Origin of the sequence: Rhodococcus sp. A14 (assembly GCF_011603105.1) — a bacterium.
Lineage (GTDB): Bacteria > Actinomycetota > Actinomycetes > Mycobacteriales > Mycobacteriaceae > Rhodococcus_F > Rhodococcus_F opacus.
Map to the genome: position 1 here is coordinate 13,944 of NZ_JAAOQS010000021.1, position 14,276 is coordinate 28,219.

Here is a 14,276-nt window from a genome sequence, read left to right on the forward strand (position 1 = left end):
CTGTTCGCTTCTCCTGTGGTCAGTGCTGGATGCGTTCGACGACCGTCGCGATGCCCATGCCCGCGCCGACGCACAGGGTGGCCAGGCCGTAACGCTTGCCCCGGCGTTCGAGTTCGTCGAGCAGCGTGCCGAGGATCATTGCGCCGGTGGCGCCCAGGGGGTGGCCCATCGCGATGGCGCCACCGTTCACGTTCACCTTGTCGAGCGGGATCTCGAGGTCCTTGGCGAACTTCAGCGCCACGGAGGCGAAGGCCTCGTTGATCTCGAACAGATCGATGTCGGAGACGTCGAGCCCGGCCTTCGCCAGTGCTTTGCGCGCCGAGGGCGCGGGACCGGTGAGCATGATCGTCGACTCGGAGCCGATGACTGCCGTGGACACGATTCCGCCGCGCGGCGCGAGGCCGGCGCGTTCACCTGCTTCTGCGCTGCCGATGAGCACCAGGGAGGCACCGTCCACGATTCCGGACGAGTTGCCGGCGTGGTGGACATGGTCGATGCGCTCCACCCAGTGGTATTTCTGCAGTGCCACCGCGGAGAATCCGCCCTGCTCCCCGAGAGCGGCGAACGACGGCGTCAACGCCGACAGGCCCTCGACGGTGGCGCCGGGCCGCATGTGCTCGTCCCGGTCGAGGACGACGACACCGTTGCGGTCCCGCACCGGGACGACCGAGCGATCGAACCGTCCGTCGGCCCAGGCGTCGGCCGCCAGTTCCTGTGAGCGAACTGCGAACTCGTCGACCTGGCTGCGACCGAATCCCTCGATGGTCGCGATGAGATCGGCGCCGATCCCCTGCGGGACCATGTAGGTGTCGTAGTTCGTCGCCGGATCGAGTCCCCATGCACCGCCGTCCGATCCCATGGGCACCTTCGACATGGACTCGACGCCGCCCGCGAGAACGAAGTCTTCCCAGCCGGAGGCCACTTTCTGCGCGGCGAGGTTGACGGCCTCGAGACCGGAGGCACAGAAGCGGTTGATCTGGACACCCGCGACGGTCTCGGGCAGTCCGGCAGCCAGCGCCGCGACACGCGGAAGCACGCCGCCCTGTTCACCCAGCGGCGACACGATTCCGAGCACGATGTCGTCGATCAGTGCCGGGTCCAGACTCGGATTCCGGACCTGGATCTCCTCGATCAACCCGACCGCCAGGTCGATGGGCTTGGTGCCGTGGAGGGCACCGTTGCTCTTACCCCGTCCGCGAGGGGTTCTGATCGCGTCGAAGATCAATGCCTGCCCGCTCTGCCGGGTTGCACCCATGATCCAGCTACCTCCGATAGTTCGAAATGTGACATCCAGGAGCGCACGACCGTCAGGAGACCGCGGACACATGCGAATTGTCGTTAACTTATTCTGCGCGTTCCTCACGTGTCAATAGCTCTACGGCAACTCCGCAGCCAGATTCACCGGCATGTTCCGAGAATGTGGGGTCACAATTTCTCCGCACGCGACCCTCAGCCGACCCGACGATGCGAAAGTCTCGGTTAAGATCATCGACAGTTAAACTGGCAGAAGACTGCCGATCGATGGAGGTGACCGTGGCCCGGACCAGCACGGCGGCCGGTGCCGCCACCGAGCGGCCGATCCGCCGTCGCCCGAAGAATCGCAAGGCCCAGATCGCGAACGTCGCGGCCGAGGCCTTCAGCGAGCGCGGCTACCACGCGGTCGGCGTCGACGAGATCGCGGCCACCATCGGGATCTCCGGCCCCGCCCTCTACCGGCACTACCCCAACAAGTACGCCCTGCTCGTACACGCCGCCACCACGACAGCCGACGCACTGCAGGCGGCAGCGGACGGCGCCCTCGACGGCATGGCCGAGCGCGAGCCCGGCGACCGACTCGACCATCTGATCTCCGCGCTCGTCGCGAACACCATCGAGAACCGCAAGGTCGCCGGGCTCTACCGCTGGGAGGGCCGGTACCTCGAGGCCGAGGATCGCACGCGCATCCGCGACGTCTTCGTTCACGTCACCCGATGCGTGGCAGACCCCCTGCGGGAACTGCGACCCGAACTCACGTCCGTCGACGCCACGACGCTGGGGGCGTCGACGCTGAGCGTGATGGGGAGCATCAGCGCACACCGCACCACTCTCGCGACGCGCCGGCTCGACGCGCTTCTGAAGTCGGCGTGCGAATCGATCCTGCGCGCGACACTGCCTCCCGCCGTCCCGACCGAAGGAAGGAACACGGGCACAGGTGCGGTACGCGGCCTGGCGGTGACGTCCAAGCGTGAGTTGCTGATCAACGAGGCCGTCAAGATCTTCGACCGGCACGGCTACCACGACTCGAGCATCGAAGAAATCGGCGCCGCGGCCGGCATCAACGCGTCGAGCGTGTACCGCCACTTCCCCAGTAAGGCCGACCTTCTCGCAGCGGTGTTCTACCGCGCGTCCGACCGGCTGGCCGTGGCCACCTCGGCGGCGCTGTCCACCGCCACCGGCCCCGAGGATGCGCTCCGCAAACTCGCCGAGTCCTACCTGGAACTCTCGTTCGGGAACCCGGAAGTGCTGTCGGTGTACTTCGCGGAAATCGGGAACCTCCCGAAGAACGAGCGGACCAATCTCCGCAACGTGCAGCGCCTGCACGTCGAGGAGTGGGTCCACCTGGTGACCACCGTGCGCACCGAACTCTCGGCTCCGGAGGCACGGTTCCTGGTACACGCAGCGCTGGGGCTGGTGCTCGACATCGGCCGACTGGTCCACTTCGACACCCGCGAGGAGTCGCGTGCGCGTCTCCACACCCTGATGACGGCGGTACTACTGGGTGGGTAACGATCGGCCGATCAAACGTGATTCACGGAATCATACGGTCCTCGCCCCCTGGTGAACAGTCCACCCACGATGTGCCTGCGATAGCCGGGGTCGTATGTGCTTGCCAGAATCCAGATACGAAGTAGAACGCTCGGGCCAGCACACAGATACCCATGCCGCCTGCGCCTGGATGTCATTCCGTGGCGACGGGAATGCGCGGCAGGGAGGAGGTGTACTCCTGGTTGGAATAAGGCCAGGTTGGGGTTCGAAAACAATGCGCATGTCATCATCTCGAGTTGGGAAACGAGGGCCTCCAAGGACCGCCCGATGACAACTTCTTCACCGAGCACAGGGATGACGACTGAAAGACGAAATCATATCCACCCCGAGGCCTTGGCATCGACGGCGGTGCCCGTCATCACTGAAGGGGTCTACTTCCTGCGCTTCTGATACGCAACAAGGGCCCGCAGCAGGACGCTTGGCTTCGGGCTCACACGAAAAAGAGCTTCGCCCAAGACAGACTGCTCCTCATAGTCCAATCCGGACCCAGGCAGCCACGAGGTAAGAGATTTTCGCCACGGCCGAGGGTCTCCCCACGTTGCGTACATCTTCATTGGAGAAACAGCGATGACGTGCATTCCATGTTCCACTGCCTGCCACACCGCCGCAGCAACACCCGGTGTGTGGACACTACGGTAGTCGTCGAACACTGCAATCCCCTGTGGTGCAAGGAGTTTCTGCGCGGTCATGACATCCGTGGCGACATGCTCGTACAGATGTGAGCCGTCGATGTGTATGAACCGGTGCGCGTCCGCGGCGGCATGGTCTGGAAGGATCTCACTCGGCCCCTTCACGATGACGGGAAGATGGTCGTGGGCCTTCTTGTAGTTCTCGCGAAACCGCTGTTCGGTCAGCGCAGGGTACTGTTGCGCGTTCTCCGTATCGTTTGCCAATGCACCCGACACGTCGCCGAAAAGATCGATCACTGTGAACACTTCTCCTGGGTGGAGGTACTCACCGATGAGCACAGCACTCTTGCCGAGATACGTTCCCACTTCGGCGAGATCACCCCTGCCGACTTGGACTCCGGATTCTGTCAACGCGAATCGGAAGAGTGCGATGTCAGACGGGTAGAACCACCCAGGGATTGCCCGCAACGCCTTGTCCGAACGTCCCATTCGACCCCAATCTCCGACGACAATAAGCGATCGACAGAGAACCCGTCGTCGAATGGGATCGTACAGGCGGAGCGCTACCGATATGCAGAAACACATGGCACGCCTCGATGAACATTCCGCCAACAGTCAATGACGAACTCGGGTCAACGAATAGATGCTCCGCACAATCTCTCTCGACCCCGGTAGGACGGTTGCAATTATCTGCACCCAGATCTCGCGGCCGGTAACCTACCGGATATCCGGGATAACTCCGGTTGTGCTGATCTCGCGCCGCTTTGGACTCCCGCCGCGGCGGCAGGAAGCGCACGAACCTCGCACGGATCCGCAGCGCACGACGGGACGCATTCTGCAGCCAGATCGGGGCGGCGGGAAACCCGAACGCTGCCAGCATCATCGGGTCGAGGAGCGCGTAGACCCCCTGCGCGACGAGGGGCCGGAGTGGCGCCGGAAACCAGGAACAGAACAGCTTCAGCGTGTAGGTGCCGACGCGATGGTTGTCGTCGGTGTACCGGAAATACTTCCGCTCGTAGTCGACTTTGAACCGGTAGAAGTCCTCGAAACTCTCGGGAATGTTCTTGATTCCCATTCGGATTCCCACCTGACGGTAGAAGTGGAAACACGCGAGACGCTCGTTCGGAGTCAGCCGCCGCCATCCGAAGCGGTCGATCCAGTCGATCGGCTCGTAGATGAAGGTGGTCAGCACGTACAGCATGTCGCCGTTGTCGATGTCGTACTTGCCGTGCATTCGGTTCACGACGCGCAGTGATTCGATGCCGCGCTCGGAGTCGTAGCCGTGTTCGACGAGTTCGGCCATCAGCAGTGCGGTGTCGTCGTACCTCTTCTGCGGCCGTTTCTCGAACTCACCGGTGCGCTGCAGCAGTTCCGAAATGGTGGGGACACAGTATGTCCGGAACAGCGCGAACTCGAGCGACCGCTGGTAGTCCCACGGAAACTCGTAGCCGGCCGTGATGCGATGGATCTCCTGGTGATCCCGGACCGGGTCGAGTTCCTCGATCCGCCGCTGCCAGCCGTGCCTGCCCCGCGGAACCCCGCCCGGCGCGCCGGAGTCGGCGCGCTTGCTCTTCATCAGCATGTGAATACCCTCCTGCCGCGTGATCAGCGTCCGTGCCGGTTCTTCAACATCCAGGCCGAGATCTTCATGTCCCGCGACTTGCGCTGCATGGTGAGCAGGTTCAGCGGAGCCGCGAATCTCTGCCGGGCGATGGATTTGACCCGGCTGAATTCACGCAGACCGTCCGCTCCGTGGATCCGGCCGAAGCCCGAGTCTCCGACACCGCCGAACGGCAGCGCCGCCACGCCGGCGAACCCGAGCACCGAACCGATCGTCACCACTCCGGCCCTGAGTTTTTCGGCAGCCTGCATCGCCTTCGTCGCATCCCTGGTGAAGATGGACGCGCCGAGCCCGAACGTGGTGCCGTTGGCCTTCGTGACCGCCTCGTCGAGGCTGGCGACCCTGTTGATGACGACCGTGGGGCCGAACGTCTCCTCGCGGATCGCGGTGCTGTCCTCGGGAACGCCGGTCAGCACGATCGGTCCGACGTAGCCGTCCTTGATGGATTCCAGTCCGCCGACCACAGCGGATCCGCCCTTGTCGAGTGCATCCTGGACGTGGCCGCGGACGACGTCGGACTGGCTGGCCATCGTCATCGGACCGTATGCGGCGTCCCGGGGGCCGGGGCGCAGGACCTTCGACTTCTCGGCGACCAGCCGGACGAACTCGTCGTAGACCGAGTCGACGACGTAGATGCGCTCGACGCCGGCGCACGTCTGTCCAGCGTTGCCCATCGCCCCGAACACCGCGAAGCCGGCGGCCTCGTCCAGGTTCGCGTCGGCGTCGACGAGCATGGCGTCCTTGCCGCCCGCCTCGACGACGAGGGGGGTCAGCGTTTCGGCACACGCGGCCATGACGCGCTTGCCGGTGGCGGCAGATCCGGTGAAGGCAATCTTGTCGACCCCGGCCGAGACGAGAGCAGCGCCGGTCGACCCGTCTCCGGTGACCACCTGCAGTACAGGTTGGTTGGGGACGAGCGCCTTCCACTTGTCGGCGAGCCACACCGCGACCCCGGGGGTCAGCTCGCTGGGCTTGAAGACGACGGTGTTGCCCGCCGCCAGCGCATAGGAGATCGACCCCATCGGCGTGTACACGGGGTAGTTCCACGGCCCGATGACACCGACCACACCCATCGGCTCGTATCCGACGCTGCTGGCCTGGTTCGCGCTGACCAGGCCCGATGGCACCTTCCGCCGCTTCAGAACCTTGCCCGCGTTCTTCGCGGCCCAGTCGAGGTGTTCGATGGCGAGCATCACTTCGAGGAGCGCGTCGTCGTACGGCTTGCCGGTTTCCGCGGCGACGAGCGCGGCCAGCTGCTCGCCGTCCCGGGCCATCGACTTCTTCCAGTCGAGGAGCCATTGCTTGCGGCCGTCGAACCCGAGAGCGTTCCACCACTGCGCGGCGGCGCGGGCCGCGTCGACGGCGTCGCGCACCTCCTGCTCCCCCTGGATCGGGTACTCGGCCAGGACGTTGCCGTTGCGCGGGTCCAGGGACGCGAACGTCTTCGGCGCCTGCTCCGTCCGGGCTGCGGGCTGCTCGCCGGCCGTCGTCTCGGTCGTCTCCGCCTGCTGTGGCATGGTCGATGTCCTCCCTCGAGATCACATCAAATATATGTGATGTGATGTAATGTAGTGGACATCACAGTATGCGGCAGACCCCATCGCGGCAAGCCCCGCACCGTCACCTCCGGCCGTCCGATTCGCCGGCCGCATCAACCATGAGGAGTCCCCCGGACATGAGCGTCGAATTCACCAGTGAACAGAAGGACTTCGCGGCGGCGATCGTCGATTTCTGCAAGCGCGAGAGCGGCACCCGCGAGCAGCGCGACAGGCTGACGAATCACGGCGAGCACAACCACAATCAGGACGTCTACGAGAAGATGGCCAAGCTGGGCTGGCTGGGCATCACCATTCCCGAGGAGTACGACGGCTCGGCCGCCAGCCACGTCGACATGTGCATCCTCCTCGAGGAGGCCGCCAAGGGGATGGCACCCATCGGCGGCATCGGTCCCACCCTGATCACGGGCGGTGCCTACACCAAGTTCGGAACCGACGCGCAGAAGGACATCGTGCTGCGCGGCATCGTGGCCGGCCGATCACAGTCCATCTCGATGTCCGAACCGGAAGCCGGTTCCGACGTCGGCAACCTCAGCACCCGCGCGGAGAAGACCGCCGACGGCTGGGTGATCAACGGTCAGAAGACGTGGTGCTCCAACGCGCACTTCGCCGACAACATCCTGCTCGTGGCCCGCACCGGGCGCGGCGACGGCAAGCACGAAGGCCTCACGATGTTCCACGTCCCGGCGGATACCGCCGGGCTGAAGATCAGCGGCATCGACACGATGGGCGGCAAGGAGGTCAACGACCTCTACTTCACCGATTGCGTCCTACCCGAGGACGCGGTGGTGGGCGAGGTCGGCAACGGCTGGCGCCAGCTGATGACCGGCCTGAACTTCGAACGCCTGATCCTCGCCGCCATGATGCTCGGCACCGCGCAGCGCGCGTTCGCCGACACCCTCGACTTCGTCACCCAGCGCAAGCAGTTCGGGCGGCCCGTCGGATCGTTCCAGGCGCTGCGCCACCGCATCGCCGATCTCGCGACCGAGATCGAGTGCTGCAAGCTGCTCGTCTACAGCGTCGCCAAGGACGTCGACGCGAACCCGGACAAGATGCTGGCCCGCGAGGCGTCGATGGCCAAACTGAAGGTCACGGAGACGGCGAAGAAGGTCGCGCTCGAGGGCATGCAGATGATGGGCGGGTACGGCTACGCCACCGAGTTCGACATGGAGAAGCACGTCCGCTCCACCATCGTGTCGACCATCTACGGCGGTACCAACGAAATTCAGCGCGACATCATCGGCAAGACCTACGGCTTGTAATCATCCCCTGCGGTTTATGCTGGTTTGCCGCATCGAAGGAGTTCTCCATGGCATCGCCCTCCGTGTCACGATCCCCAGCGGGCCGCACCCTGCGCCGCCGACCCCAGCTGTCGGACGACGTCGCCGTGCACGTCCGTAACCTGATCATGTCCGGGGGCGTTCGCCCGGGTGACTTCATCCGGCTCGACGAGACCGCGGCGGACCTGGGGGTCAGCGTCACACCTGTCCGTGAGGCGCTCCTGACCCTGCGCGGCGAGGGACTCGTCGAACTGGTTCCTCACCGCGGGTACGTCGTCGCCCCGCTCAGCCGGGACGACATCCACGACCTCTTCTGGCTGCAGGGGCAGATCGCCGAGGAACTCGCGGTCCGCGCGACGCGGTCGGCCACTCCGGAGGCCGTGGAGGAGCTGACCGCGATCAACGAGAAGCTGCGACGTGCCGTCGAGGACGGCGACGCCGACCGCATCGAGGACCTCGAGTTCTCGTTCCACCGGGTCATCAACCGGCTTGCCGACGCGAGCAAGCTGTCGTGGTTCCTGCTCAGCGCCACCCGGTACACCCCTGTGCAGTTCTATTCGTCCGATCCGGCCTGGGGCGAGTCGGCGGTCGACAGCCATCGCCGTCTCATCGCCGCCCTCGCCGACGGGAAGGCCGACGTGGTGGGTGCCGAGAACAAGGCCCACTTCATCGACGGCGCCCAGCGGCTGGTCGCGCATCTCGACGAGGTCGGCATCTGGGACTGACCGGCACCACCGCTGCCCGGCGCCCGGTCAGCACGGTGCGGGGTTGCGATCCCCGTAGGTGGGGTCCAGCGCCCGCTGGATGATGTACACGGCCCGCGCATCGGTGGTCAGCTGGCCGTGTTCGGCCGTGTTCGCCTCGCAGCCGTCCTGGAGCCAGATGTTGTGCACGACGGCCCCCGGACCGGCCGTCAGGAACGTGTTCTCCGGCGGGGTCGACACAGTGTCGCTGCGACTGGCGACCGCCGTGTACTCGATGCCCGGGTCGGTGTCGCCACCCGCGTTGAGGACCTGAAGGAAGGGCGAACCCACCATCTGCTGGATGTAGGACGGTCCGACCGCGACACCGGCGAGCGTCGTGACCGGTACACCCAGTGCCTGCGCGATCGCACCGAGCGCCTGGACGTCCCCGAAGCTGGTGCCGTGGTTGGTGGCGCCGAGCGTGACGAGGGAATGCACCTTGTTCAGCGCGGGGTTCGTGCGGTCGGCGCCGCCGTCGAACCGCAGGTACTGGCGGGACACTGTGCCGCCGAGCGAATGCCCGATCATGTCGACCTGCGAAGCGCCGGTGGTGGTACGGACCTGGTCGACGAAACCGGCGAGCTGCCGCGCGGACTCGGCGATGTCCGCGCCGCCGAACATGCGCATCAGGTTACCCTCGGTCAGACCGGCGGCCTGTCCGTAGTTGAGGGCGAAGACGCAGTACCCCTCCGCCGTGAGCGCCGGGGCGAGGTCCTTCCACGTTCCCACCATGCCGGTCCAGGTGCCGTGCACCAGCACGACGGGACGCGGATGCGCCGCGGACGGCTTACAGCTCCAGTCATTCGCCCCCGGCAGTACCGACGGGTCGGCCGCGGGTGCGGGTTCCGCTTCCACGGGATCCGCTGCCGCCGGTGCCCCGCCGCAGAGCATCACGATGCCTGCCAGCGCGAACAACAGGGCCCTACCGGCCGACGATATACGCATATTCCTCGTATCCTGAGTTGACGGAAATAGACTTCAGGTTACGTTACCCAACTGTCCATCAAAGTCTCAACCTGAGATCGAGACTCTGGGGGTGATAACCCACACGATTCGTCTTCGGCTGATCACAGACAGCCCTCCCGGCCATCCGGAAGGCTCACCGAAACGAACCACCAACGACACACGATAGTCGGGATGAGAAAGCTACTGCCAATCGAGTGAGTGGGGCGATTATGTATTTCTCCGTAGAACAGCGGAACGGCGACGATTCCGGAGAGCATTCTGACGCCTCGGCGCAGCAGGCACTTGACGGTCTGCGCGCGGAACTCGACGCAGTCGACGCGACCCTTCTCGACGCGGTGCGGCAGCGCTTGGAGGTGTGCCTGCGCATCGGCGAACTGAAGCGACGCGAGCACATCGCCATGATGCAGCCCGGCCGGATCCACATCGTCCACGAACGGGCGCGACAGTACGCGGACAGCCACTCACTGTCCCCGGAGTTCTTCGACTCGCTCTACGACCTTCTCATCGCCGAGACCTGCAGGCTCGAGGACCTCGTGATCAACGCGGAGCCCGCCGACGAGGGCCCCTACCACAACGGACACCACGACCACCGTGACAACCACCACGTTCGTCACAGTTCCGTGCCCTCTGCGAATGTCGAGTCGTGATGAGTACCCGAACGCTCCTGGTCGACAACTACGATTCCTTCACCTACAACCTGTTCACCCTGCTGGCCGAGGTGAACGGTGAACCCCCCACGGTCGTGCACAACGATGTGGAGTGGGATTCGATCCCCTGGTCCGACTTCGACAACATCGTCATCTCCCCCGGCCCCGGACGCCCGGAGCGGCAACGGGACTTCGGCATCAGTGCGCGCGTCATCACGGAGACCGCACTCCCCGTCCTCGGCGTGTGCCTCGGCCATCAGGGGCTGTGCCAGCTGTTCGGGGGCAGCGTGGTTCTCGCACCCGAACCGATGCACGGCCGCGTGTCCCTCGTCGAACACGACGGTTCCGAGCTCTTCGCCGGCATTCCGTCACCGTTCCCGACCGTCCGCTACCACTCGCTGATCGTCGAGGATCTCCCCGACGACCTCGAGGCCACCGCCTGGACCGCCGACGGCCTGCTGATGGGTGTCCGCCACCGGACTCGTCCGCTGTGGGGCGTCCAGTTCCACCCCGAATCGATCAGCACCGCGTTCGGTCACGAACTGCTCGCGAACTTCCGCGATCTCACGCAGACGCATTCCGGGACACCCACGCACGGGTCCATGCTGAGAATCCCGATTCCCCACGCGCCGTACGTGGTCCAGCAGGTGCGCGTCGATCACGAAGTCGATCCCCGCACCACGTTCGAGGATCTCTTCGCGTCCGGACCCAACGCGTTCTGGCTGGACGGGACGTCGGCCTCGGAACCGACGTCGCGATTCACCATCATGGGCAATTGTTCCGGCCCGCGCGCCGAGTACATCACGTACGACGTCAGCGAATCGATCGTCCGGATCACCCGCGAGGGGTTGCCGGTCGAACAGGTGCACGCACCGTTCTTCGACTACCTCGAGCGGCAACTGCAGGCCCGGTCGGTGCCCGGTCTCCCGGGTGTGCCGTTCGGCCTCGGCTACGTGGGGTACCTCGGCTACGAACTGAAGGCCGAGACCGGCGGCACGGCGGCCCACAAGTCGCCCACCCCGGACGCCGCGCTGGTGTTCGCGGACCGCGCTGTCGTCATCGACCATTCCGGCGAGCGCACCTACGCGCTGTGCCTGAGCGATCACCAGGACGATCCGGAGTTGCGCCGCTGGCTCGACGAGATGGAGGTGGCGCTGCATCGGCTGGCCGAGCCGGACAACCCGCCGACCGCGGTGTCGCCGATCCGGAAGCCGGAGTCCGCCGAACTCGCCCTGCGCCACGAGCACGACAAGTACCTCGAACACATCGCGACCTCGCTCGGCGAGATCCGGACCGGCGAGTCCTACGAGGTGTGCCTGACCAACATGGCGACGGTGGACCAGTCGATCGATCCCCTGCACACGTTCGAGTTGCTGCGCTCCATCAGCCCCACCCCGTACAGCGCGTACCTCCAGTTCGCCGGACTGTCGGTTCTCAGCGCCTCCCCCGAACGGTTCCTCAGGATCGGCGCGGACCGGGTGGTGGAGTCCAAACCCATCAAGGGGACGCGGCCGCGCGGCGCGACCCCTGCCAAGGACGCGGCGCTGCGGCAGGACCTGCTCGACAGCGAGAAGGACCGCGCCGAGAACCTGATGATCGTCGATCTGACGCGCAACGATCTGGCTCGGGTGTGCGTTCCCGGATCGGTGCACGTTCCCAAGCTCTTCGACGTCGAGACGTACGCGGCCGTGCATCAACTCGTGTCGACCGTGCGCGGGACCCTCAGCGCGGACGCCTCCGTCGTCGAGTGTGTTCGCGCCGCCTTCCCGGGCGGATCGATGACGGGCGCCCCGAAGATCCGGACCATGGAGATCATCGACCGGCTCGAGTCCGGGCCGCGCGGTGTGTATTCCGGGTCGATCGGCTACTTCTCACTGACGGGGACGGCCGACCTGTCGATCGTCATCCGCACGATCGTCGCCACAAACACCGAGGTGACGTTCGGTATCGGTGGGGCGATCACCGCCCTCTCCGACCCGGAGGAGGAGTTCGACGAGGCGATGGTCAAGGCCGCCACCATGTTGCGGGCACTGACCGTGACGGCAGACCGGCCGAACGAGATCGGGCCGTGAACGTCCCGGCCGCATCCATCCGGACCGTCGCGCTGATCGGCGGTTCCGGCGATGTCGGCCGGATGCTGGCTGCTCGGCTGCGTGCCGACGGAAACACGGTGCGCACCATCGACATCCGATTCACCGATCGATCCGACCCGGATCAGGTGAAGGGCGACGTCACCGACCCGTCGCCCGAACTGCGGACGGCGGTGAACGCGGCCGATGCGGTGATCCTGGCGATCCCCGAAAGCATCGCGCTGGAGGCGATTCCGTTCGTCGTCGCGGAGTTGGCCGAACACGCCCTGCTGGTCGACACGCTGTCGGTGAAGTCCCGATTCGACGCCGCCCTGCGCGACAGTGCGCTGCGCACCGGTGCGGTGGGCATCAACCCGATGTTCGCGCCTTCCCTCGGACCGGAGGGCCGCCCCGTCGCGGCGGTGACCTACCGGGACAGTGGTGAGGTCGAGTGGTTCCTGTCGGTGCTGTCCGGCTGGGGGTCGTCGGTGGTCCGCCTGGACGCCGAACACCACGACCGGCTCACCGCAGCGACCCAGGCGCTGACACACGCCGGCGTCCTCGCGTTCGGCCTCGCGCTGGCGGACCTCGGTGTCGACGGCGCCGAACTCACCGCGGTGGCGACCCCTCCCCATCTCGTGTCGCTCGCGCTCCTCGCGCGGGTCGGCGGAGGCGTCCCGGAGGTCTACCGGGACATCCAGGCGGGCAATCCCTTCGCGGGCGAGGCCCGCCGCGCGCTCGCCGCGGCGCTGACCACTCTCACCGAAACCGTCGAGCGGGGCTCGGAGGACGATTTCGCTTCGCTCATGTCCCGCTCGACATCGGCGCTCGGCGACCGGAGCGAACCCCTCGCCCGGGTGTGCGCCGATCTCTTCACCGATCTCGTTCACAGACAGCCGCAGTCGTGGGACAGGAACGGAGATTCGTCATGACGCCCCAGAAGACGCCCTCGCTCCCGGAGTACGACCCGGCGGATCCGGTGGAGAGTGCCGTGGTGTCCCGGCTCGCCCGGAACTGGGGTCAGCGGGCGACCGTGAAGAAGCCGGAACCGGACCTCGACGCGCTGTTCGACCTCGACAAGCAGGACTACCCGAACGAGTTGCTGCCCTTCGCCGATCACGATCGGTTCCTCGGCATGAGCGAGGAGCAACGGAACCAGCTCCGGGCGTGGGCCTGGATCGCATTCAACAAGAACGTCATGGACATCGAGCAGTACGTGGTCAATCCCGGGTTCGACCTCGTCGCGCACGACGCCCTGGACACCGGGCTCGGAGACACGTTCGCCGTGGCCGTCCACCAGGCGATGGTCGACGAGCAGTACCACACCCTCATGCACCTGAACGCGAGCGCGGTCACGCGCAGGCAACGCGGTTGGGCGATGCCGAACAACGCCCTTCCCGACGTCCTGACGTTGCGCCGACAACGCGCGGCGACGGCCGAGGCCGCCGACCCGAGGAAACGGGCGATCACGACGTTCGCCTTCATGACGGTGGCGGAGATCTCGATCAGCTCCTACCTCGACCTGATCTCCGAGAACGACGTCATCCAGCCGGTCAACCGGGCGACGGTGAGGCTGCACAATCGCGACGAGTACTGCCACGCCTCGATCGCCGACGACATCGCCGGCGTCGTCTACGACACGCTGAGCCCCGACGACCGCCGCCACTTCCTGGACGGGCTCGTCGACGCGATGACCGCTTTCAGCAGCAACGACTACTCGACGTGGCACACCATCGTCGGACTCATGGACCTGGGCGGCGGTCAGGCGATGATCGACGACGCCGAGCACGACACCCGCCGATCCGCACTGGTCCAGGATTTCGGTGGAATCCACAAGCTGTGCAAGCACCTCGGCGTCGCCGGCGAGATGTCCTTCGAGTGGGCCTGACTCCGCGGCGACGGGACAGACGGGGCCACGTGGTGGGAACGCGCGGAGCCTTCCCACCACGGGCCGCGGAGA

Annotated in this window: 11 protein-coding genes and 1 pseudogene; 7 read left to right on the forward strand and 5 right to left on the reverse strand. The window is 65.9% G+C overall.

Features of this window, described 5'->3' with window-relative positions:
• Window positions 1-19 precede the first annotated feature (19 nt).
• Complete coding sequence (locus tag G9373_RS13930; protein WP_005564960.1) at window positions 20-1,255, reverse strand: acetyl-CoA C-acetyltransferase; 1,236 nt, start codon at window positions 1,253-1,255, stop codon at window positions 20-22.
• Between the two features lie 272 nt (window positions 1,256-1,527).
• Between G9373_RS13930 and G9373_RS13935 the strand changes: the two genes are divergently transcribed.
• Window positions 1,528-2,766 (forward strand): TetR/AcrR family transcriptional regulator, encoded by a 1,239-nt coding sequence (locus G9373_RS13935; protein ID WP_054245433.1) that lies wholly within the window; start codon window positions 1,528-1,530, stop codon window positions 2,764-2,766.
• A gap of 410 nt (window positions 2,767-3,176) precedes the next feature.
• On the opposite strand, the gene G9373_RS13940 is transcribed toward G9373_RS13935, so the two are convergent.
• The 3 genes and pseudogenes from G9373_RS13940 to G9373_RS13950 form a co-directional block, all read right to left on the reverse strand.
• Window positions 3,177-3,923 (reverse strand): class I SAM-dependent methyltransferase, encoded by a 747-nt coding sequence (locus tag G9373_RS13940; RefSeq protein WP_054245382.1) that lies wholly within the window; start codon window positions 3,921-3,923, stop codon window positions 3,177-3,179.
• 199 nt (window positions 3,924-4,122) lie between these two features.
• A pseudogene (locus tag G9373_RS13945) lies at window positions 4,123-5,016 on the reverse strand (oxygenase MpaB family protein); the annotation flags it as partial.
• A 23-nt stretch (window positions 5,017-5,039) separates the two neighbouring features.
• Complete coding sequence (locus G9373_RS13950; RefSeq protein ID WP_167115520.1) at window positions 5,040-6,572, reverse strand: aldehyde dehydrogenase family protein; 1,533 nt, start codon at window positions 6,570-6,572, stop codon at window positions 5,040-5,042.
• 158 nt (window positions 6,573-6,730) lie between these two features.
• On the opposite strand from G9373_RS13950, the gene G9373_RS13955 reads away from it, so the two are divergent.
• Together G9373_RS13955 and G9373_RS13960 are read left to right on the forward strand one after the other, a co-directional pair.
• The gene (locus G9373_RS13955) at window positions 6,731-7,873 is read left to right on the forward strand and encodes an acyl-CoA dehydrogenase family protein (RefSeq protein WP_167115523.1); all 1,143 of its coding nucleotides are present in this window, start codon (window positions 6,731-6,733) and stop codon (window positions 7,871-7,873) included.
• Between the two features lie 47 nt (window positions 7,874-7,920).
• Window positions 7,921-8,616: a GntR family transcriptional regulator gene (locus G9373_RS13960; protein WP_054245385.1), complete on the forward strand. Its 696-nt coding sequence runs from the start codon at window positions 7,921-7,923 to the stop codon at window positions 8,614-8,616.
• 27 nt (window positions 8,617-8,643) lie between these two features.
• On the opposite strand, the gene G9373_RS13965 is transcribed toward G9373_RS13960, so the two are convergent.
• Window positions 8,644-9,579, reverse strand: coding sequence for an alpha/beta fold hydrolase (locus G9373_RS13965; RefSeq protein WP_054245386.1), 936 nt, complete (start codon window positions 9,577-9,579; stop codon window positions 8,644-8,646).
• 230 nt (window positions 9,580-9,809) lie between these two features.
• On the opposite strand from G9373_RS13965, the gene G9373_RS13970 reads away from it, so the two are divergent.
• From G9373_RS13970 to G9373_RS13985, 4 genes are read left to right on the forward strand one after another with little or no spacing between them, the layout of a single operon-like run.
• Window positions 9,810-10,247 (forward strand): chorismate mutase family protein, encoded by a 438-nt coding sequence (locus G9373_RS13970; RefSeq protein WP_054245387.1) that lies wholly within the window; start codon window positions 9,810-9,812, stop codon window positions 10,245-10,247.
• Window positions 10,247-12,319, forward strand: a complete 2,073-nt coding sequence (gene pabB, locus G9373_RS13975) for an aminodeoxychorismate synthase component I (protein WP_054245388.1) — start codon at window positions 10,247-10,249, stop codon at window positions 12,317-12,319. Before G9373_RS13970 ends, pabB begins: the two co-directional genes overlap by 1 nt.
• Complete coding sequence (locus G9373_RS13980; RefSeq protein WP_167115526.1) at window positions 12,316-13,248, forward strand: prephenate dehydrogenase/arogenate dehydrogenase family protein; 933 nt, start codon at window positions 12,316-12,318, stop codon at window positions 13,246-13,248. The genes pabB and G9373_RS13980 overlap by 4 nt, the downstream gene beginning before the upstream one ends.
• Window positions 13,245-14,204, forward strand: a complete 960-nt coding sequence (locus tag G9373_RS13985) for a diiron oxygenase (protein ID WP_054245390.1) — start codon at window positions 13,245-13,247, stop codon at window positions 14,202-14,204. The genes G9373_RS13980 and G9373_RS13985 overlap by 4 nt, the downstream gene beginning before the upstream one ends.
• The last annotated feature ends 72 nt before the right edge of the window (window positions 14,205-14,276 follow it).

Excerpts from the sequence above, each read along its gene's own strand:
- pabB (WP_054245388.1), top strand. The coding sequence starts at position 10,247 with ATGAGTACCCGAACGCTCCTGGTCGACAACTACGATTCCTTCACCTAC.
- G9373_RS13985 (WP_054245390.1), top strand. The coding sequence starts at position 13,245 with ATGACGCCCCAGAAGACGCCCTCGCTCCCGGAGTACGACCCGGCGGAT.
- G9373_RS13955 (WP_167115523.1), top strand. The coding sequence starts at position 6,731 with ATGAGCGTCGAATTCACCAGTGAACAGAAGGACTTCGCGGCGGCGATC.
- G9373_RS13950 (WP_167115520.1), bottom strand. The coding sequence starts at position 6,572 with ATGCCACAGCAGGCGGAGACGACCGAGACGACGGCCGGCGAGCAGCCC.
- G9373_RS13965 (WP_054245386.1), bottom strand. The coding sequence starts at position 9,579 with ATGCGTATATCGTCGGCCGGTAGGGCCCTGTTGTTCGCGCTGGCAGGC.
- G9373_RS13940 (WP_054245382.1), bottom strand. The coding sequence starts at position 3,923 with ATGGGACGTTCGGACAAGGCGTTGCGGGCAATCCCTGGGTGGTTCTAC.
- G9373_RS13930 (WP_005564960.1), bottom strand. The coding sequence starts at position 1,255 with ATGGGTGCAACCCGGCAGAGCGGGCAGGCATTGATCTTCGACGCGATC.
- G9373_RS13970 (WP_054245387.1), top strand. The coding sequence starts at position 9,810 with ATGTATTTCTCCGTAGAACAGCGGAACGGCGACGATTCCGGAGAGCAT.
- G9373_RS13960 (WP_054245385.1), top strand. The coding sequence starts at position 7,921 with ATGGCATCGCCCTCCGTGTCACGATCCCCAGCGGGCCGCACCCTGCGC.